The 20,710-nt window shown below is 73.3% G+C and carries 13 protein-coding genes and 1 pseudogene; all 14 read left to right on the top strand.

The window, feature by feature from the left end; genetic code table 11:
- Positions 1-21 precede the first annotated feature (21 nt).
- Positions 22-546 (top strand): TIGR00730 family Rossman fold protein, encoded by a 525-nt coding sequence (locus ACIRRS_RS34460; RefSeq protein WP_402979613.1) that lies wholly within the window; start codon positions 22-24, stop codon positions 544-546.
- A 13-nt stretch (positions 547-559) separates the two neighbouring features.
- On the top strand, positions 560-1,249 hold the full coding sequence (locus ACIRRS_RS34455) for an SDR family oxidoreductase (protein WP_402979610.1): 690 nt from the start codon (positions 560-562) through the stop codon (positions 1,247-1,249).
- Positions 1,250-1,332: 83 nt separating this feature from the next.
- On the top strand, positions 1,333-2,361 hold the full coding sequence (locus tag ACIRRS_RS34450) for a methionine synthase (RefSeq protein ID WP_402979607.1): 1,029 nt from the start codon (positions 1,333-1,335) through the stop codon (positions 2,359-2,361).
- Positions 2,362-2,378: 17 nt separating this feature from the next.
- Positions 2,379-4,697, top strand: coding sequence for an NAD-dependent DNA ligase LigA (gene ligA / locus ACIRRS_RS34445; RefSeq protein WP_402979604.1), 2,319 nt, complete (start codon positions 2,379-2,381; stop codon positions 4,695-4,697).
- A 373-nt stretch (positions 4,698-5,070) separates the two neighbouring features.
- Positions 5,071-6,558, top strand: a pseudogene (locus ACIRRS_RS34440) (putative bifunctional diguanylate cyclase/phosphodiesterase); the annotation flags it as partial.
- Positions 6,559-7,176: 618 nt separating this feature from the next.
- Positions 7,177-7,473: an Asp-tRNA(Asn)/Glu-tRNA(Gln) amidotransferase subunit GatC gene (gene gatC, locus ACIRRS_RS34435; RefSeq protein WP_030057414.1), complete on the top strand. Its 297-nt coding sequence runs from the start codon at positions 7,177-7,179 to the stop codon at positions 7,471-7,473.
- 5 nt (positions 7,474-7,478) lie between these two features.
- Entirely contained in the window at positions 7,479-8,972 is a 1,494-nt protein-coding gene (gene gatA / locus ACIRRS_RS34430; protein ID WP_402979601.1) for an Asp-tRNA(Asn)/Glu-tRNA(Gln) amidotransferase subunit GatA, read from the top strand.
- Positions 8,969-9,229, top strand: a complete 261-nt coding sequence (locus ACIRRS_RS34425; RefSeq protein WP_402979598.1) for a hypothetical protein — start codon at positions 8,969-8,971, stop codon at positions 9,227-9,229. Before gatA ends, ACIRRS_RS34425 begins: the two co-directional genes overlap by 4 nt.
- Before the next feature lie 80 nt (positions 9,230-9,309).
- Complete coding sequence (gene gatB, locus ACIRRS_RS34420; protein ID WP_402979705.1) at positions 9,310-10,806, top strand: Asp-tRNA(Asn)/Glu-tRNA(Gln) amidotransferase subunit GatB; 1,497 nt, start codon at positions 9,310-9,312, stop codon at positions 10,804-10,806.
- Between the two features lie 252 nt (positions 10,807-11,058).
- Positions 11,059-11,217 carry a hypothetical protein gene (locus ACIRRS_RS34415; protein WP_402979595.1) on the top strand — a complete coding sequence of 53 codons (159 nt, stop codon included), beginning with the start codon at positions 11,059-11,061 and terminating at the stop codon, positions 11,215-11,217.
- A 143-nt stretch (positions 11,218-11,360) separates the two neighbouring features.
- The gene (locus ACIRRS_RS34410; RefSeq protein WP_402979592.1) at positions 11,361-14,396 is read left to right on the top strand and encodes an AAA family ATPase; all 3,036 of its coding nucleotides are present in this window, start codon (positions 11,361-11,363) and stop codon (positions 14,394-14,396) included.
- Positions 14,397-14,897: 501 nt separating this feature from the next.
- Complete coding sequence (locus tag ACIRRS_RS34405; RefSeq protein WP_402979702.1) at positions 14,898-17,924, top strand: putative bifunctional diguanylate cyclase/phosphodiesterase; 3,027 nt, start codon at positions 14,898-14,900, stop codon at positions 17,922-17,924.
- Between the two features lie 337 nt (positions 17,925-18,261).
- A complete protein-coding gene (locus ACIRRS_RS34400; RefSeq protein ID WP_402979589.1) occupies positions 18,262-20,115 on the top strand; it encodes an acetolactate synthase large subunit in 1,854 nt (617 codons plus the stop codon).
- 32 nt (positions 20,116-20,147) lie between these two features.
- Positions 20,148-20,672: an acetolactate synthase small subunit gene (ilvN, locus tag ACIRRS_RS34395; protein WP_030286969.1), complete on the top strand. Its 525-nt coding sequence runs from the start codon at positions 20,148-20,150 to the stop codon at positions 20,670-20,672.
- Positions 20,673-20,710 lie beyond the last annotated feature (38 nt).

Genomic DNA, 20,710 nt, shown 5'->3' with positions numbered 1-20,710 from the left:
CGTGATAGACCAGTTCGCATTATGAAGATCTGTGTTTTCTGCTCCGCGTACTCGCTCGACGACCGTTACACCGCGCCCGCCGCCGAGTTCGCGCGGTTGGTGGGGGAGGGCGGGCACACGCTGGTGTGGGGCGGGTCGGACGCCGGGCTGATGGGGCTGCTGGCGGACAACGTCAAGGCGGCCGGGGGCGAGCTGGTCGGGGTGATGGTCGAGATGCTGCGGCACAAGGCGTACACCGGGGCGGACGAGCTGGTGTGGACGGCCGACCTCGCCGAGCGCAAGGCGGAGTTGGCGAAGCGGGCCGACGCGATCGTGGTGCTCGTCGGCGGGCTGGGGACGCTGGACGAGGTCACCGAGGTGCTGGAGCTGAAGAAGCACGGCATGGTCGACAAGCCGGTCGTGGTGCTCGACACCGAGGGGTTCTACTCCGGCCTGCGCACGCAGCTGGAGCGCATGGACGCGGAGGGCTTCCTGCCCAAGCCGCTCGCCGAGCTGATCACCTTCGCGGACACGCCCGCCGAGGTGTTCGCCCAGCTCAAGGCCTGAGAGGATCGGGACCATGGCTGCACATCTGATCACCGGCGCCGGCTCCGGCATCGGCGCCGTCCTGGCCGAGCGACTCCTGGAGCGCGGGGAGGAGCTGTGGCTCCTCGCCCGGGACGCTCGGCGGGCCGCCGAGCTGCGCGGGCGCTTCACCGGCGCGAAGACCCTGGTCGGCGACCTGGGGGACCCGGCGAAGCTCTCCTGGGCGTTCGGGCAGCAGCAGATGCCCATTCGGCTGGACTCGCTGCTGCACGTCGCCGGCGTCGTCGAGCTGGGCCAGGTCGGCGAACTGCCGGTCAAGGCCTGGCAGGAGACGCTCAACGTCAACCTCGTCGCCCCCGCCGAGCTGACCCGGCTGATGCTGCCCTCGCTGCGCCTGGCCAAGGGCCACGTGGTGTTCGTCAACTCCGGCGCCGGGCTGAACGCCCACGCCGAGTGGTCGGCGTACGCGGCCAGCAAGCACGGGCTGCGCGCCCTCGCCGACTCGCTGCGCCACGAGGAGCACGCGGGCGGCGTCCGCGTCACCACCGTGTACCCGGGGCGCACCGCCACCCCCATGCAGGTCAAGGTGCACCAGCAGGAGGGCCGGGAGTACGACGCCGCGCGCTTCATCGCCCCGGAGTCGGTGGCGAAGGCCGTCCTCGCGGCCCTGGACGCCTCCCGGGACGCGGAGATCACGGACATCACCGTCCGTCCGGGGCAGTGAGCGGGGCCCACTAGGGCCTGTCTCCACACTCCCAACGCCGCCCCGCAGACGCGAGTGTGGAGACAGGCCCTAGGCTCGGTGGGGTGAGCACCGAACACCCCTTCCCCGACCTGACCGGCGCCGCGACCGGCGTCGGCTCGCTGCCCGGCACCGACGCCCGGGAGGCGGCCAAGACCGCCACCGGGGCGTTGGAGCACCTGCCGTTCCTGCCCGAGCTGCCGGCCCGCGGCCCGGGCGCGGACATGATCGGCCGCGGCGCCGGCCTGCTGGTGGAGCTGTTCGCGCAGACGGAGCCCAGCGGCTGGCGCTTCGCCGACCGCCCCGGCCGGGACACCCGGCGGGCGCACTCCTGGCTCGGCGAGGACCTGGACGCCCTGGAGGAGTTCACCCAGGGCTACCAGGGCGCGCTCAAGGTCCAGGCGGTGGGCCCGTGGACGCTCGCGGCGAGCATCGAGCTCAAGTACGGCGAGAAGGCGCTCGCCGACCCCGGCGCCTGCCGGGACGTCGCCGGCTCGCTCGCCGAGGGCCTGCGCCGCCACCTCGCCGAGGTCCGCCGCCGCGTCCCGGGCGCGCAGGTGGTGCTGCAGCTGGACGAGCCGTCCCTGCCGGCCGTCCTCGCGGGCCGGGTGAAGACCGCCAGCGGTTTCCAGCGGCTGCGCTCCGTCGACCGGCAGGTGGCCGAGGAGGCGCTGCGCGAGCTGATCCGCGCCCTGGACGCGCCCGTGGTGGTGCACTGCTGCGCCCCCGAGGTGCCGATCCCGCTGCTGCGCCGGGCCGGGGTCGCGGGCGTCTCGCTGGACTTCTCCCTGCTCACCGACCGTGCGGACGACGACCTGGGCGAGGCGGTGGAGGCCGGTACGGCGATCCTGGCGGGAGTCGTGCCCTCGACCGAGGAGGCCGTCCGTCAATCGAGTGGGATGTCAGACCCTGCCGGTAGTGTCCAGGGAGTCAGGACCTTGTGGCGCAGGCTCGGGTTCGCTCCGGAGCTGCTGGGCCGTCGCGTGCTGGTGACGCCGACCTGCGGGTTGGCCGGGGCCTCCCCGGCGTACGCCCGCAAGGCGCTGTCGCTCGCCGCGCGGGCGGCGCAGAGCCTGGTGGACAACCCGGAATGAGACTGTAGGAGGCTTCGGTGACGGCTGTCGAGGGCTGGGAGGACGTCCCGGCGGAGGTGCGCAGGCGGCACGCCGAGCTGGCGGCGGAGATCACCGGCCACCGCGCCCGGTACTACGAGCAGGACGCGCCCGTCGTCAGCGACGCCGAGTTCGACGCGCTGATGCGGGAGCTGGAGGCGGTCGAGGCCGAGCACCCGGCCCTCGTCACTCCGGACTCGCCGAGCCAGAAGGTCGGCGGCGCCGCCACCGGGCTGTTCGCCGAGGTCGAGCACCGCGAGCGGCTGCTCAGCCTGGACAACGCCATGGACGACGAGGAGCTCGGCGCCTGGGCGGAGCGCGTCGCCACCGAGCTCCAGGGCATCGAGTACCACTACCTGTGCGAGCTCAAGGTGGACGGCCTGGCCGTCAACCTCACCTACGAGAACGGCCAGTTGGTGCAGGCGGCGACGCGCGGCGACGGCCGCGTCGGCGAGGACATCACCGCCAACGTCCGCACCATCAAGGAGATCCCGCACCAGCTCCAGGGCGAGAACGTCCCCGAGCTGGTGGAGATCCGCGGCGAGGTCTACTTCCCGACCGAGGAGTTCGACGCGCTCAACGCCTCCTTCGCGGAGGAGAACGAGCGCCGTCGGCAGGAGAACGAGGAGCGCGCCAAGGAGGGCAAACGGCCCCGGGCGATGATCCGGCTGTTCATGAACCCCCGCAACGCCGCCGCCGGTTCGCTGCGCCAGAAGGACCCGCACGTCACCGCCTCCCGCCCGCTGCACATGGTGGTGCACGGCATCGGCGCCCGGGTCGGCTTCGAGATCGACAACCAGTCGCACGCCTACCAGCTGCTGCACGACTGGGGCCTGCCCACCGCCCGGCACAACAGGGTGGTGGGGACGCTCGCGGAGGTCCGGGCGTTCATCGCGCACTTCGGCGAGCAGCGGCACTCGGTCGAGCACGAGATCGACGGCGTCGTGGTGAAGGTGGACGAGATCGCCCTCCAGGGCCGGCTCGGCGCCACCTCCAAGTCCCCGCGCTGGGCGATCGCCTGGAAGTACCCGCCGGAGGAGGTCACCGGCAAGCTGGCCGAGATCAAGGTCGGCATCGGCCGCACCGGCCGGGCGACGCCGTACGCGGTGCTGGCCGAGCCGGTGAAGGTGGCCGGTTCGATGGTGCAGTACGCGACGCTGCACAACCAGGAGATCGTCAAGGCCAAGGACGTGCTGCTGGGCGACACGATCGTGCTGCGCAAGGCCGGTGACGTCATCCCGGAGATCCTCGGCCCGGTCTACGACCTGCGGGACGGGACGGAGCAGGCCTTCGTGATGCCCTCGCACTGCCCGGAGTGCGGCAGCGAGCTGCGCCCGATGGCCGAGGGGGACATCGACCTGCGCTGCCCCAACGCGCAGCTGTGCCCGGCCCAGATCCGTGAGCGGATCGCCTTCCTCGGCGGGCGCTCCTGCCTCGACGTCGAGGGCCTCGGCTACGTCGCCGCCACCGCGCTCACCCAGCCGCTGGAGCCGGCCGTGGCCCCGGTGCGCAACGAGGGCGACGTCTTCGGCCTGACGGTCGAGCAACTGCTGCCGATCACCGTCCTGGTGCGCGACCAGAAGACGGGCATGCCCAAGCTGGACGAGGAGACGGGCGAGGAGAAGCGGGTCGCCTTCTTCGCGAACCTCAGGGGCGAGCCGAAGAAGAACACCCAGGTGCTGCTGGAGAACCTGGAGAAGGCGAAGGACCGCCCGCTGTGGCGCTTCCTCAACGGCCTCTCCATCCGGCACGTCGGCCCGGTGGCGGCCCAGGTGCTGGCCCGGGAGTTCCGCGACCTGGACGCGGTGTTCGCCGCGTCCGAGGAGGAGTTGGCCGCCGCCGAGGGCGTGGGTCCGACGATCGCCCGCTCGATCAAGGAGTGGTACGCGGAGGAGTGGCACCGGGAGATCCTGGAGAAGTGGCGCGCGGCGGGCGTCCGCTTCACCGAGGAGTTCGCCGACGAGGAGGAGGCGGAGCGCCCCCTGGAGGGCCTGACGGTCGTGGTGACGGGCACGCTCGCCGGCCACACCCGGGACGGCGCCAAGGAGGCGCTGACCTCGCGCGGAGCGAAGGTGACCGGATCGGTTTCGAAGAAGACCCACTTCGTGGTCGCCGGTGACAACCCCGGGTCCAAGTTCGACAAGGCGGTTCAACTGGGGCTTCCGGTCCTCGACGACGCCGGATTCGCCGTCCTCCTCGCGGACGGCCCGGCCGCCGCCCGCGCCCACCTGGGGCTTCCGGAGCCCGAGGCTCCCGCCGACCCCACCGATCCCGCTCCGGAGCCCGCCGCCGAGCCGGAGGCCCCGGCGGAGGGCTGACCCGGGGGCCTCGCGGCCGGATCCGGGTTGTTATCGTCCTGATGCAACGTCATCGGGTGCCGCTCCGTGAAAGCGGGCATTGTGTCACCGAGCGGCACCCGGCGCGGCAGCGCGTTTCCGGTTGTCCGAAAGTCTGCCCAGCGGGTTGACCCCGGCATACCCTGGAGCGCAACAGAGTGTCAGCAGGGGTGGGGGCACCGGCTGAGCCGGTGGCTCTCGGGGTCGCTCCATGCCCGGCAGCTGTCGGTACCGGCGCGGTGCCTCACCTGAAGGCGGCCTGACGGGGCGGGCCCGACGGAGGACAGGGCTTATGGATCGTACGACCGGCGGTGCGCCCACACGCCCGCCGCAGGGGGTGGCGGGTGCGGTCCTGCTGCTCGGCGTGCTGCTGGCCGGAGCCGCGCCGCTCATCCCGCTGGCCGTCCTGGTCTACCGGTACGAACCCGAGCTGCTGCCGCTGTTCGCGGTGCCCCTGGCCGTGCTGGTCGCGGCCTGGCGGATCGCCCGGGACCGCGCCCGCGACCAGCTGACCGACCCGCTGACCGACCTGCCCAACCGTCAGGCGTTACTCCTGGCCGCCCAGGAGGCGATCGCCGAACGCGGGGAAGGCGCCAGCGTCGGTCTGATACTGCTCGACCTCGACCGGTTCCGATCGCTCAACGACACGCTCGGGCACACCGCCGGGGACCGGCTGCTGGTCCACATCGCCCGCCGCCTCCACCGCGCCCTGCGCTCCGGGGGCCCCGCCGGAAGCGCCACCCGGGAGTCCATCGACGACGTCTTCGCGGGCCTGCCCCGGCACTACCGGCGCGGCCGCCCGATGGTGGCCCGGATGGGCGGCGACGAGTTCGCTGTGCTGCTGCCCGGCATCAACTGCCCCGACAGCCTGGAGCGCGTCGCCAAGGCCCTGATCGCCGAACTCGCCGCCCCGATCCGCCTCGACGGGCTGCTGCTCGTCCTGGAGGCCACCGCCGGCGTCTGCGTCTACCCCCGGCACGCCCAGGACGCCGAGGCCCTGCTGCGCCGCGCCGACGTCGCGATGGGCCACGCGCAGCGCGGGTGCAGCGGCGTCGCCCAGTACGACGAGGCGCAGGACGCCGACACGCCGTACCGGATCGGGCTGCTGGGGGACCTGCGCCGGGCGCTGGAGACCGGCGAGGTGCAGCTGCACTACCAGCCCAAGGTCGCCTTCGACGGCCGGGTGGTGGGCCTGGAGGCGCTGCTGCGCTGGGAGCGGCCCGGGCAGGGGAGGGTCTCGCCGGACGAGTTCGTCGGCCTCGCCGAGTCCAGCGGCCTGATGCCCCGGCTCACCGACTACGTGCTGGAGGCGGCGGTCGGCCAGCTCGCCAGCTGGCGCGAGCAGGGCCTCCAGGTGCAGGTCGCGGTGAACGTCTCCCCGCGCGACGTGCTCAACCCGGGCTTCGCGCAGCGCGTCGCCGAGCACCTGCTGCGCCACCGGGTGCCGGCCCACGCGCTCCAACTGGAGATCACCGAGCGGCTGCTGCTGGACGACTCCCGCCGCGCCGCCGACACCCTCGCCGAACTGCGCGGCTACGGCGTGGGGATGTCCCTGGACGACTTCGGCACCGGCCACTCCTCGCTGGTGCGCCTGCGCAGCCTGCCGGTGGGGGAGTTGAAGATCGACCGCTCCTTCGTCTCCCGGATGGTCGCCGACGACCACGACGCCGCCGTGGTGCGCTGCTCCGTCGAACTGGCCCACTCGCTGGGCCTGACCGTCGTCGCCGAGGGCGTGGAGGACGACGAGACCTGGGAGCGGCTGCACGGGCTGGGCGTGGACGCGGTGCAGGGCTGGCTGGTGTCGGCGGCGCTGCCGGCCGAGCAGGCCACCGCCTGGCTGCAGGTGCACCGCATCGCCTCCGCGCCGTACGTCGAGCGGCTGGGCGCGGCGCGCCAGGCGCCGCCCGTCACGGGGCCCGTCCTGCCGCAGCCCGTGCCGCAGCCGCTCCAGCAGCCCCTCCCGCACCCGGCCGTCGTCTCGCCGGCGCTGCCGCCCGTGCTGCCGCCGACGCTTCCGCCCGTGCTCCCGCCCGTGCTGCCGCCGGTGATCCCCCCGGCCGCGATGCCCTGCGCGATGCCCGTGCTGCCGCCCGCCGCCGCGGCGCCCGTGCTGCCGCCGCCCGCCGCGAAGGCCGTCCCCAAGCCCGTCCCGCAGGGCGCCCCGGCGGGGCAGCCCGTGCCCCTGCAGGCCGCGCACGCCCAGCACCTGCCGCACCCGCAGCCGCGCGTCCAGCACGTCCAGGCGCTCCCGTCCGTCCCCCCGGGCGCGCAGAGTTGGGCCCACACCCGGCCCCAGTGACGCGGCCCCGGTGTTACTCGTTGGCCGGTGGCCGGGCCCGGCCCCATAGGATGGGGCCACAGACCACGAGGACGGAGCGCCGAACCCGGCCGCTCCTGCCCGGGCCCGGTACGCCGGCAGGCGCCGCCGGGCCTCACCAGAACTCACCCTGAGGATCGCTGCATGCCTGGCATCACGCGCGAGGAGGTCGCCCACCTCGCCCGGCTGTCGCGTCTTGAGCTGAAGCCCGAAGAGCTGGACCACTTCGCCGAGCAGCTCGACGTGATCATCGGCGCGGTCGCCCGCGTTTCCGAGGTCGCCGGACAGGACGTACCGCCGACCTCCCACCCGCTCCCCCTGACGAACGTCATGCGCGCGGACGAGGTGCGGCCGTCGCTCACCCCGGAGCAGGCGCTGTCCGGCGCCCCCGCCGCCGAGGAGCAGCGTTTCCGTGTGCCGCAGATCCTCGGGGAGGACTGACCGATATGACCGAGCTGATTCGCTACACCGCCGCTGAGACCGCGAGCGCCATCGCCAAGGGCGAGGTGTCGGCCGTCGAGGTCGCGCAGGCGCACCTGGACCGCATCGACGCCGTGGACAAGAAGGTCAACGCCTTCCTGCACGTCGACACCGAGGGCGCCCTGGCCGCCGCCAAGGCCGTCGACGACAAGCGCGCCAAGGGCGAGGAGCTGGGCCCGCTGGCCGGCGTCCCGCTCGCGCTGAAGGACCTCTTCACCACGAAGGGCATCCCGACCACCTGCGGCTCCAAGATCCTCGAGGGCTGGGTGCCGCCGTACGACGCGACCCTGACCACGCGGCTCAAGGACGCCGACGTCGTCATCCTCGGCAAGACCAACATGGACGAGTTCGCGATGGGCTCCTCCACCGAGAACTCCGCCTACGGCCCGACCGGGAACCCGTGGGACCTCACCCGCATCCCCGGCGGCTCCGGCGGCGGTTCGGCCGCCGCGCTGGCCGCCTTCGAGGCCCCGCTGGCCATCGGCACCGACACCGGCGGCTCGATCCGCCAGCCCGGCGCCGTCACCGGCACCGTCGGCGTGAAGCCGACCTACGGCTCGGTGTCCCGCTACGGCCTGGTCGCGTTCTCCTCCAGCTTGGACCAGGGCGGCCCGTGCGCCCGTACGGTGCTGGACACCGCGCTGCTGCACGAGGTCATCGCCGGGTACGACCCGCTGGACTCCACCTCGATCGACGCGCCCGTCCCGGCCGTGGTCGAGGCCGCGAAGATGCGCGACGTGCGCGGCATGCGCATCGGCGTCGTCAAGGAGTTCGCGGGCGAGGGCTACCAGGCCGGCGTCATGCAGCGCTTCAACGAGTCGGTGGAGCTGCTGCGCGAGCTGGGCGCCGAGGTCGTCGAGGTGTCCTGCCCGTCGTTCACCCTGGCGCTGCCGGCGTACTACCTGATCGCGCCGAGCGAGTGCTCCTCCAACCTGGCCCGCTTCGACGCCATGCGCTACGGCCTGCGCGTCGGCGACGACGGCACGCGCTCCGCCGAGGAGGTCACCGCGCTGACCCGCGAGGCCGGCTTCGGCGACGAGGTCAAGCGCCGCATCATCCTGGGCACCTACGCGCTGTCCTCGGGCTACTACGACGCCTACTACGGCTCGGCCCAGAAGGTCCGCACGCTGATCTCGCGCGACTTCGACGCCGCCTTCGCCGGCGTGGACGTGCTGGTCTCCCCGACCACGCCGACCACCGCCTTCCCGATCGGCGAGCGCGCCGACGACCCGATGGCGATGTACCTGGCCGACCTGTGCACGATCCCGTCCAACATGGCGGGCAACGCGGCCATGTCGCTGCCGGTCGGCCTGGCGCCGGAGGACAATCTCCCGGTCGGCCTGCAGATCATCGCGCCCGCGATGGCGGACGACCGCCTGTACCGCGTGGGCGGCGCCGTCGAGGCCGCACTCAACGACAAGTGGGGGCACACCCTGCTGGAGGAGGCACCGGCACTGTGAGCAAGATCGAGAAGGCCAAGGCCCAGTCCGCTTCTCTCAAGGGCTTCAAGCACTCGAAGCCCGGTCTGTGGCTGTCCATCGGCACCAGCGCGTTCGGCGCGATCTCGGTGGCCAAGGACGTCCGCAGGGCCCGCGAGGAGAGCGACACCCTCAAGCTGGTCAACGCCCTGGTCGGCGCCGCCGCGCTGATCACGGGCACCGCCCTGCTGGTGCGCGAGCTGCGTCAGCTCGCCTCCGACGACGTCCTCCTGGGCTGACGCCCCGGTCCGGCCCCACCCGGGTGGGGCCGGACCCGTACCTCCCGAGTCTTTAGTTGAGAAGGGACGCTGTGAGCGTCATGAACCTGGTCTCCTACGAGGACGCTCTCGCGTCGTACGACCCGGTGATGGGCCTTGAGGTCCACGTCGAGCTCGGTACCAAGACCAAGATGTTCTGCGGTTGCTCGACCGAACTGGGCGCCGAGCCGAACAGCCAGACCTGCCCGACCTGCCTGGGCCTGCCGGGCTCGCTGCCGGTGGTCAACGCGGTGGGCGTGGAGTCGGCCGTCAAGATCGGCCTGGCGCTGAACTGCGAGATCGCCGAGTGGTGCCGGTTCGCGCGGAAGAACTACTTCTACCCGGACATGCCCAAGAACTTCCAGACCTCGCAGTACGACGAGCCGATCGCCTTCAACGGCTACCTCGACGTGCAGTTGGAGGACGGCTCGACCTTCCGCGTGGAGATCGAGCGCGCCCACATGGAGGAGGACACCGGCAAGTCCAGCCACGTCGGCGGGGCCACCGGCCGCATCCACGGCGCCACCCACTCGCTGCTCGACTACAACCGGGCCGGCATCCCGCTGATCGAGATCGTCACCAAGCCGATCGAGGGCGCCGGGGAGCGCGCCCCCGAGGTCGCCAAGGCGTACGTGGCCGAGCTGCGCGAGGTCATCAAGTCCCTGGGCGTCTCCGAGGCGCGCATGGACAAGGGCCAGATGCGCTGCGACGTCAACCTGTCGCTGCGCCCGAACGGCACCTCGACGTTCGGCACCCGCTCGGAGACCAAGAACGTCAACTCCCTGCGCAGCGTGGAGCGGGCCGCCCGCTTCGAGATCCAGCGCCACGCCACCGTCCTGAACGACGGCGGCACGATCGTCCAGGAGACCCGTCACTTCCACGAGGAGGACGGCTCCACGACCTCGGGCCGGATCAAGGACAACGCCGAGGACTACCGCTACTTCCCCGAGCCGGACCTCGTGCCCGTGGCCCCCTCCCGCGAGTGGGTCGAGGAGCTGCGCGCCGGTCTGCCCGAGCTGCCGCGGGTGCGCCGCGCCCGGCTGCAGGCCGAGTGGGCGCTGTCCGACAAGGACATGCAGTCGGTGCTCAACGCCGGTGCGGTGGAGCCGATCCAGGAGACCATCGCGGCCGGCGCCCCCGCCGACCAGGCCCGCAAGTGGTGGATGGGCGAGCTGGCGCGCCGCGCCAACGAGACCGGCACCGAGCTGGCCGAGCAGCCGATCACCCCGGCGCAGGTCGCCCGGGTCACCGCGCTGGTCGCCGAGGGCAAGCTGAACGACAAGCTGGCCCGCCAGGTCATCGAGGCCGTGCTGGCCGGTGAGGGCGAGCCGGACGAGGTCGTCGAGAAGCGCGGCCTGGCCGTGGTCTCGGACGACTCCGCGCTGGGCGCGGCCGTCGACCAGGCCATCGCCGAGAACGAGGCGATCGCCGCCAAGATCCGCGACGGCAAGGTCGCCGCGGTGGGCGCGCTGGTCGGCGCGGTCATGAAGGCGACCCGGGGCCAGGCCGACGCCGCCCGCGTGAAGGATCTGATCCTGGAGAAGCTCGGCGCTGCCTGATCCTCAGGTTGCTTAGGCCATCAAGGCCACCTTTCCAAGGCATCTAAGGCATCTAAGGCCCTCTAAGTAAGGTCTAAGGCCCGGTCTCACCTCTGTAAGGAGGTAGGACCGGGCCTTTGTCGTGCCCCCGGCCCCGATCTAAGGCATCCGGCCTTCGAAACATCGGGAACGCTCCCGATGTGGCACCCCCACCTGGGGGAGGAAGCTCTTACATGTCAGGGAAACGCAGTGAAACCCGCAGGGGGAACCGAAGTGATCGAGTACCAGCTCATTCAGCAGCAGGCCCACGAGCTTGCCAACCGCGCCGAGCACGAGCGCCTGGTGCGCGAGGCCAAGCTGGCCCGCCGCCTCCAGGTCCGCCCGGTGGCCGCCCGCTTCGCGCGGCGCCCCGTGAAGCAGCGCGAATGCTGACCGCCGGGCACCCGTACGGTGCCGAGGTGGTCCAGGAGGGGGAGGCGCAGCCGAAAGGCGCCTCCCCCTCCGGGTGTTCGGGGCGTTCGCCGCAGGAGATAACCCCTCTCACCAGTGGCTCGGGCTATGGCATGCTCGCCTCCATGCAGCAGATATCGGTGAGTCCCGTCTTCGTAGGCCGCGGCAGCGAGATCACCGACCTGACCGGTGCGCTGCGCCGAGCGGGCTCCGGCAGCCCGCAGGCCGTCCTGATCGGCGGCGAGGCGGGGGTCGGCAAGACCAGGCTGCTGGAGGAGTTCCTGCGCCGGGCGTCGGACGCCGGGGCGGTCACCACGATCGGCGGCTGTCTGGAGGTCGGCGCCGAGGGTCTGCCGTTCGCGCCGCTGGCCTCCGCGCTGCGCAGGCTGTACCGCGCGCTGGGCCCCGAGCTGGAGCGGGCCGCCGCGGGAAGCGAGGGCCATCTCGCCCGGCTGCTGCCGGAGTTCGGCGAGGCGGACGGCGAGCCGAACGACGAGTACGGCCGGGCCCGGCTGTTCGAGCACACCGCGAGGCTGTTCGAACGGCTCGGCGCGGACCGTACCCTCGTCCTCGCCGTCGAGGACCTGCACTGGTCCGACCGATCCACCCGGGAGCTGTTCGCCTTCCTGGTGCGCACCCTGCACAGCTCCCGGGTGATGCTCGTGGGCACGTACCGCACCGACGACCTGCACCGCCGTCACCCCCTGCGGCCCTTCCTGGCGGAGCTGGAGCGGCTGCGCACCGTCCAGCGGATGGAGCTGGAGCGCTTCCGCCGCCGCGAGGTCGCCGCCCAGCTCGCGGGCATCCTGGGCACCGGCACCCCGGACGGGGAGCTGGTGGACCGCGTCCACCGGCGCTCCGAGGGGAACCCGTTCTTCGTCGAGGAGTTGGCCACCCACTTCCACGACGGCTGCGGCGCCGGGCTGCCCGACTCGCTGCGCGACATGCTGCTGGTGCGGGTCGAGGGCCTCGGCGAGGACGCCCAGCGGGTCGTGCGGATCGCCGCCGAGGGCGGCTCGCGGATCGAACACGCCCTGCTGGCGGCCGTCCTGGCCGACGACGAGGAGGCGCTGATCGAGTCGCTGCGGGCGGCCGTCGGCGCCAACATCCTGCGCCTGGACTCGGACGGCGAGGGCTACCGCTTCCGGCACGCGCTGGTCCGCGAGGCCGTCTCGGACGACCTGCTGCCGGGTGAACGGCACCGGATCAACCGCAAGTTCGCGCTCGCCGTCGAGGCGGACCCGCACCTGGTGCGCGCCGACGCGCTGGCGGCCCGGCTGGCCAACTACTGGTACCACGCGCACGATCCGGCCCGCGCCCTGCCGACCGCCCTGGACGCCGCGCGGGCGGCCCGGCGGCGCAACGCCTTCGCCGAGCAGCTCGGCATGCTGGAGCGCGCGCTGGAGCTGTGGGACTCCGTCTCCGAGGACGTGCTGGCCAACACCCTGCGGCCGTACGACTGGGCCGAGTCCTACCCGCCCGGCTCCTGCGACGCCGACGCGGACGACTGCGAGAGCATCCAGCTGGTCGACGTGCTGGCGGAGGCGGTGGTCGCGGCCCGGCGCTGCGGCGACCGCGAGCGCGGCCTGAGCCTGGCCAAGCGCGCCCTGCGGCTGGTCGACGAGACCGTGCACCCGATGCGCGCGGCCTGGTTCCGGATGAACCGGGCCCGGCTGCTGGAGTTCCTGCGCCGCTCCGGGGACGACGAGGAGATCGCGTACGCGCTGCGGCTGGTGGAGGGGCGCAGGGCGTCCGCCGTGCAGGCCGAGGTGCTCTCGCTCAGCGCCGCCCGGGCGATGCACCGGGGCTCCGGGCCCGAGGACGTCGAGATGGCCGAGCGGGCGATCCGGATCGCGCGGGAGGTCGGCGCCACCTCGGTCGAGGTCAACACCCGGATGACGCTGGGGCACCTGCGCTACATCCTCGGCGACACCGAGGCCGGGCTGGCCGGGGTGACGGACGCCGTGGAGCGGGCCCGCCGCCTCGGCGCGCCCGACGTGCTGCTGCGCGGCCTCAACAACCTGGCCAGCATGCGGCGGGAGCTGGGCCGGCCCGAGGAGGCCGTCGAACTGGCCCGGGAGGGGCTGGAGTTCGCGGAGAGCACCGGCCTGCTGCGCAACATGGGCGGCATCCTGGCCAGCAACCTGATCGAGGCGCTGATGGACCTCGGCCGGCTGGAGGAGGCCGCCGAGGTGCTGGCCTCGGCCGACACCTCCGGGCTGGGCGGCGGCAACGCCGAGCTGGAGCGGATGCGCGGGGACCTGGCCCGGCTGAACGGCGACTTCGCCGGTGCGGCCGCCGCCCTCGCCCTCGCCCGGGCGGGGGACCGCGCCGACGAGGAGCCGCAGGTGGTGTCGATCGCCCGGCTCGCGGTGGCGCTGGCCGCCCAGGCGGGGCGGCCATTGGAGGCCCGGGCCACCCTCAGGGGCGTGCTGAAGGGCGAGGGGCCGCTCGGCTACGAGGCGGACGTCTACCCGCTGCTGGTCGAGGGGGCCGCGGTGGAGGCGGACAGCCGGGGCCTGCCGCAGGCCGAGGAGGGCCGGGCGGCGTCGCTGGCGGCGATCGCCTCGGCGGCGGCCGGGCTGCAGCGCCGGGCGCCGCTGCACCACGGCTGGGCCCGGCTGCTGGACGCGGAACTCGCCCGCGCCGACGGGTCGGACACCCCCGAGCAGTGGGCGGAGTCGGTCGCGCTGCTGCGGCCCGCCGGGCTGCCGTACCCGCTGGCGCTCGCGCTGCTGCGGGCGGGCGAGGCCGAGTTGCGGGCCGGGCGGCGCGAGGGCGCGGTGGGCCTGCTGCGGGAGGCGGGCGAGGTGGCGGCCGCCCGCGGGGACCGTCCGCTGGTGGCGCACATCGCGGGCCTGGCCGAGCGGGCCGGGCTGGACCTCGCGCCCGCCGCCCCGGCGTCGCCGGCCGTCCGTCCGGAGCAGTCGGCCGGGGAGTCCTTCGGCCTCACCCCCCGTGAGCGGGACGTGCTTCGACTTCTCGCGCGCGGCTGGACGAACCGTCAGATCGCCGAGGAACTGTACATCTCTCCGAAGACCGCAAGCGTGCACGTGTCCAACATCCTCGGAAAGCTCGGGGTCGCGGGCCGCGGCGAGGCCGCCGCACTGGCGCACCGGCTGCGGTTGTTCCCGGACGACCTTTCCGTGACCGGGGGTTGAGCACCACCCCCGCAGGGCCCGCGACCTGCGGGGACGGGGCGGGCCCCGGCGTTCGAGCGCCGGGGCGTGCACCCGTGCGCGCCGCGTGAGCCCCTCCTCGCACGCCTCCGCCAACCGGGCCGATCCGTTGGAATCTGCGGACTGACTCAACGCATACGCCATTACTCTAAGTTGAATGTGCGTGTCATTGAGTGACGGAATTGGTGTAGGGTCCCGACCGGGAGCATCGGTGCGGTGCGGCGGCCGCAAGGCCGCCCACCCCCTGGGCCGCCGTCCTGACGAGGCGCCAGGCCACCGCGTACGGCCGAGAGGCGCGCGGCCGGTGGTCCGTGGCCGGGGCGCCAGGCCCCGGGCCGGAGGGGGAGAGGACCAGTGAGCTCCACCGATACGGTGCTGCCCGGAGCCGGACGCCCGGGCCCGCCGACCATCGACGGGTCCGCGCCCGTCGAGGCGTCCGCGCCCGGCCTGCCCGGGCCCCCCGCGCCCCCGCGCCCGGGGCCGCTGCGCCGGCTCCGCGCCAGTCGCACCCTGCCCGGGCTCGTCCTCGGCGTGCTCTGCCTGTCCTTCGCCGTCGGCGCCTCCGCCGGCTGGGGGTCCCACCAACTCTCCATCTTCATGGGCGACTTCGGCCTGGCCGCCGCCGCCCTCGGCGCCGCCCTCTCCTGCCTGGTCTACGGCTGCACCACCGGCGGCCACGCCCGCCCCGCCTGGCTGCTGTTCGGCCTCTCCTCGCTGATGGTCGCCTTCGGCAACGGCACCTGGGGCTGGTACGAACTCGTCGTGCGCCGTGCGCTGCCGCAGGACTCGCTCGCCGAGTACGCCTTCCTGCTGTTCGCCCCGCTCGCCATCACCGGCGTCCTCGTCCTCGCCCAGCACCCCCGCTCGGCGGCCGGCTGGCTCTGCCTGCTGCTCGACGGCTGGCTGATCGCCGGCTCCCTGTTCACCCTCAGCTGGAGCCTGGCCCTCGGCCGGATCGCCGAGGGCGAGGACGGCTCCCCGCTGCGCATCGCCCTCAGCCTGGCCTACCCGGTGCTGGACATCCTGCTGGTCAGCCTGGTCGTCGGCCTGCGCTTCGGCGGCAGGGACGGCAACCGGGCCGCCGTGCACACCGCGATGATCGCCCTCGCCGTCACCGTGCTCTGCGACGCCCTGTTCACCTCGCCGGAGCTGCGCAACAGCTACCACTCCGGCGAGCTCCTGGACGCCGGCTGGTTCTCCGGCAGCCTGCTGCTCGCCTGGGCGCCCTGGTCCTCGCGCTGGCGCCGCCCGCTGCGCGAGCACCCCTCGGCCGGCGGACTGCCCCGCCGCCGGGTCGCCACCACCTTCAGCGCGCTCACCCCGTACGCGGCCGCCGCCGTCTGCACCGCCGGCATCCTCTACAACGCCCTCGGCGGGCGGGAGCTGGACCGGGTGGTGTGCGCCGCCGCCTGCACCGTCGGGCTGGCGCTGATCCTGCGCCAGGGCGTGATGCTGCTCGACAACCTCTCGCTGGCGCAGGAACTCGCCCACAAGGAGTCGCACTTCCGCTCCCTGGTGCAGGGCTCCAGCGACGTCATCATGATCGCCGGGGCCAACGGCGTGCTCTCGTACGTCTCCCCGGCCGCGCTGGGCGTCTACGGGCGGGACCCGGAGGAGCTCGTCGGCGGCAACCTGCTGGACCTCGTCCACCCCGAGGACATCGACCGGGTGCTCTCCGAGGTCCGCCGCTACCTCGCCCGGGTGCGGCTCACCGCCCACCGCAGCCCCGGCACCGCCGAGCCCTCCGCCCGCGTCGAGTGCCGGATCGGCTCCGGCGACGGGGAGTGGCTGCACGTGGAGTCCACCGTCAGCCGGCACCGCGACGGGCTGATCCTCAACAGCCGCGACGTCACCGAACGCGTCATGCTCCAGGCCCAGTTGCAGCACAACGCCTTCCACGACCCGCTCACCGACCTGCCCAACCGGGCGCTGTTCACCCAGCGGCTGCGCGGCGCCCTCGGCGCGCGCGGACAGCAGGGCGAGGCCGGGGCCGGCGTCGCCGTGCTCTTCCTCGACCTCGACGGCTTCAAGGCCGTCAACGACACCGCGGGCCACCAGGTCGGCGACGAACTGCTCGTCCAGGCCGCCCGCCGCCTCCAGGGCGCCGTCCGCTCCGGGGACACCGTCGCCCGGTTCGGCGGCGACGAGTTCGCCGCCCTGGTCTGCGGCCCGCTCGGCCGCCTCCAGGTCCAGGAGCTCGCCGAACGGCTGCGCGTCGCCCTCTCCGAGCCGTACTGGATCGGCGGCACCGAGCTCAGCGTCGCCGCCAGCATCGGCATCGCCTTCGGCACCCCCGAACGCGGCCCCGCCGCCGACCCCCGCGCCGCCGCCGACGAGCTGATGCGCAACGCCGACCTCGCGATGTACCGCGCCAAGTCCGAGGGCAAGGGCCGGGTGGTGCTCTACAGCCCCGCCATGCGCGCCGACCTGGAGCGCCGCAGCGAACTGGAGGAGCGGCTGCGACTGGCCGTCCGCGAGGGCGGGTTCACCCTGCTCCACCAGCCCGTGGTCGACCTGGCCAGCGGCGCCGTCGTCGGCGTCGAGGCCAAGGCCCGCTGGCGCTCGGCGGGCGGGCTGCTGCTCACCCCGGCCGAGTTCCTGCGCTCCGCCGACCACGGGGACGCCGCCGCCCGCTTCGCCCGCTGGCTCGTCCACGAGGCCGTCGCGGCCGCCGCCGACCGCCGCGACCTGCCCACCCGGGGCCGCAGCGCCCTCCCGCCCCCGCCCGTCCCGGTGGCCGTACGGCTCTCCGCCGAGCGGCTGTGCACCCCCGGCCTGTACGAGACCGTGGCCGCCGCCCTGCGCGACAGCCGGCTGCCCGCCGGGGACCTCGTCATCGAGGTCGCCAGGATGGGCCCCGACGCGCTCGCCGACGAACTCGGCCGCCGGCTCGCCGCCCTGCGGCGCCTGGGCGTCTCCACCTGGCTGGCCGGCTACGGCGCCGGAAGCGGCTCGCTCGGGGCGCTGGCCCGGCTGCCGTTCGACGGGCTCAAGCTGGACCGCACCCTCGTCCAGGACCTCGGCGAGTCCGCCGTCGGCCGCACCCTGGCCGGGCACGCCCTGCGGCTCGGCCGCGACCTGGGGATGTCCACGGCCGCCGAGGGCGTGGACCTGCCCCGGCAGGTCGCCGCGCTCCAGGAGCTGGGCTGCCGCCGGGCCCAGGGCTCCGCCTTCGCCCCGCCGCTGGACGAGCCCCGGCTGCGCCGCGCCCTGGCCCGCCGCGGCTACCCGCTGCCGGGGCCGCACGCCGCGCGGCGGCCGCACGCGGCTCCGCTCCCGGCTCCGCCCCAGGCCCCGAACCCCGCTCCGCAGGCGGCTCCGCACCCGGCGACGCACCCCGCACCGAACCCCGCCCCGCACCCGGCTCCGGACACCCGGACGAGTGGCCGGGACGCCGCCGCGCCGGGACGTGGCGCACATCACCACGGGCCCTCCGACCTGCCCGAACACCGGGCCGCGACCGGTCCGGGAGCGGGTCCGCATGGCGAGACGGTCATCCCACCTGCTTGACACACGCCCCCGCACCGGAGGAAGGTCGTTTCCATGCGCACCCGAATTCTCGTACTTGGCGGGCGCGTCGGCTGAGCGGGCTTCCACGCCCCGCTCGTGACAGACCGACGCGCCACCCCTCGCATGCCCTTGGCACGAGGGGTTTTTTGTTGCACCGACGCTGTTCGAACCCCGCAATACCCCAGCTCCGACCGCCCGTTCCGTCCCGATTCGAGAGACTCGGTAGCCACGGGAGGGACGATCGGGGCAGAGCCGGCGATCGGCCCGACCGGGACCCCACCCCTCGCAGCACCGGGGCCCGAACCCGGGCCGGCGAAACCCGAGAAGAGACAGGCAGATGACCGAGCACGCCGCATCCCCCCGCCGCGGGGACAACCCGGCCGCCCACGCTCCCGCTCCCCAGCACGTCGTCGAGACCATGACCGGCGCGCAGTCGCTCATCCGCTCGCTGGAGGCCGTGGGCGCGGACACCGTCTTCGGCATCCCGGGCGGGGCCATCCTTCCCGCGTACGACCCGCTCATGGACTCGGTCAAGGTCCGCCACATCCTCGTCCGCCACGAGCAGGGCGCCGGCCACGCCGCCACCGGGTACGCGCAGGCCACCGGCCGCGTCGGCGTCTGCATGGCCACCTCCGGCCCGGGCGCCACCAACCTGGTGACCCCGATCGCCGACGCCTACATGGACTCCGTGCCGATCGTCGCCATCACCGGCCAGGTCGCCTCCAAGGCCATCGGCACCGACGCCTTCCAGGAGGCGGACATCTGCGGCATCACGATGCCGATCACCAAGCACAACTACCTGGTCACCGACCCGTCCGAGATCCCCCGGGTCATCGCCGAGGCCTTCCACATCGCCGCCACCGGCCGCCCGGGCCCCGTCCTGGTCGACATCGCCAAGGACGCGCTCCAGGCCACCACCACCTTCCGCTGGCCCGTCGAGACCGCGCTGCCCGGCTACCGCCCGGTCACCAAGCCGCACGCCAAGCAGATCCGAGAGGCCGCCAAGCTGCTGGTCGCCGCCAAGCGCCCGGTGCTGTACGTCGGCGGCGGCGTGATCAAGGCCCGGGCCACGGCCGAACTGCGCATCCTGGCCGAGCTGACCGGCGCCCCCGTCGTCACCACCCTGATGGCGCTCGGCGCCTTCCCGGACAGCCACCCGCAGCACCTGGGCATGCCCGGCATGCACGGCTCCGTCCCGGCCGTCACCGCACTGCAGAAGTCGGACCTGCTGTTCACCCTCGGCGCCCGCTTCGACGACCGCGTCACCGGCAAGCTGGACGGCTTCGCCCCGCACGCCAAGGTCGTCCACGCCGACATCGACCCGGCCGAGATCGGCAAGAACCGCCCGGCGGACGTGCCGATCGTCGGCGACGCCCGCGAGGTGCTGGCCGACCTGATCGTCGCTGTCCAGGCCGAGTTCGACGCCGGCCACAAGGGCGACTACGCGGACTGGTGGGAGAAGCTCGACACCTGGAAGCGCACCTACCCGCTCGGCTACGAGCCCGCCCCCGGCGGCCGGCTCTCCCCGCAGCAGGTGATCGAGCGCATCGGCCAGAAGGTCGGCCCGGACGCGATCTACGCGGCGGGCGTCGGCCAGCACCAGATGTGGAGCTCGCAGTTCATCCGCTTCGAGAAGCCCGGCACCTGGCTCAACTCCGGCGGCGCCGGCACCATGGGCTACGCCGTCCCGGCCGCGATGGGCGCCAAGGCGGGCCGCCCGGAGAAGGCGGTCTGGGCGATCGACGGCGACGGCTGCTTCCAGATGACGAACCAGGAACTGGTCACCTGCGCGCTGAACGGCATCCCGATCAAGGTCGCCGTCATCAACAACGGCTCGCTGGGCATGGTCCGGCAGTGGCAGACGCTGTTCTACAACCAGCGCTACTCCAACACCGTGCTGCACTCCGGCCCCGAACACGACGGCATCGAGCCGCCGGCCCAGGGCACCCGCATCCCCGACTTCGTCAAGCTCTCCGAGGCGATGGGCTGCGTCGGCCTGCGCTGCGAGAGCCCCGAGGACCTGGACGCGGTGATCGAGCAGGCGATGGCGATCGACGACCGCCCCGTCGTCATCGACTTCATCGTCCACCAGGACGCCATGGTCTGGCCGATGGTCGCGGCCGGAACCTCCAACGACGAGATCCAGTTCGCCAAGGGCGTCCGGCCCGACTTCGGCGACGATCTCGACTGAGCCCCCCTTCCAGTACGACTGAGGAACGCCACATGTCCAAGCACACCCTCTCCGTCCTGGTCGAGAACAAGCCCGGCGTGCTCGCCCGCATCGCCGCCCTGTTCTCCCGGCGGGGCTTCAACATCGACTCCCTCGCCGTCGGCCCGACCGAGCACCCGGACGTGTCCCGGATGACGATCGTGGTCAACGTCGAGGACCTCCCGCTGGAACAGGTCACCAAGCAGCTCAACAAGCTCGTGAACGTGATAAAGATCGTCGAACTCGACCAGTCCGCTGCGATCCAGCGGGAACTGGTCCTGGTGAAGGTCCGCGCCGACAACGAGACGCGGTCGCAGATCGTCGAGATCGTCCAGCTGTTCCGTGCCAAGACCGTCGACGTGTCGCCCGAAGCGGTGACCATCGAGGCCACCGGCAGTTCGGACAAGCTGGAGGCCATGCTCAGGATGCTGGAGCCTTACGGCATCAAGGAGTTGGTCCAGTCCGGCCTGGTCGCCATCGGCCGCGGCGCGCGCTCCATCACGGACCGCTCGCTGCGCGCCCTCGACCGCAGCGCCTGATCACCCGGCGCTGTCGTCTCACCTTTCGAAGCACCGAC

Origin of the sequence: Kitasatospora sp. NPDC101183 (assembly GCF_044767945.1) — a bacterium.
Lineage (GTDB): Bacteria > Actinomycetota > Actinomycetes > Streptomycetales > Streptomycetaceae > Kitasatospora.
The sequence above is the reverse complement of the archived record's forward strand: the minus strand, read 5'-3'. Positions and strand labels throughout refer to the sequence as shown.

Coding starts and splice junctions, on each gene's coding strand:
- ACIRRS_RS34410 (WP_402979592.1), top strand. CDS start 11,361: ATGCAGCAGATATCGGTGAGTCCCGTCTTCGTAGGCCGCGGCAGCGAG.
- ACIRRS_RS34455 (WP_402979610.1), top strand. CDS start 560: ATGGCTGCACATCTGATCACCGGCGCCGGCTCCGGCATCGGCGCCGTC.
- gatB (WP_402979705.1), top strand. CDS start 9,310: ATGAACCTGGTCTCCTACGAGGACGCTCTCGCGTCGTACGACCCGGTG.
- ACIRRS_RS34460 (WP_402979613.1), top strand. CDS start 22: ATGAAGATCTGTGTTTTCTGCTCCGCGTACTCGCTCGACGACCGTTAC.
- ACIRRS_RS34400 (WP_402979589.1), top strand. CDS start 18,262: ATGACCGAGCACGCCGCATCCCCCCGCCGCGGGGACAACCCGGCCGCC.
- gatA (WP_402979601.1), top strand. CDS start 7,479: ATGACCGAGCTGATTCGCTACACCGCCGCTGAGACCGCGAGCGCCATC.
- ilvN (WP_030286969.1), top strand. CDS start 20,148: ATGTCCAAGCACACCCTCTCCGTCCTGGTCGAGAACAAGCCCGGCGTG.
- gatC (WP_030057414.1), top strand. CDS start 7,177: ATGCCTGGCATCACGCGCGAGGAGGTCGCCCACCTCGCCCGGCTGTCG.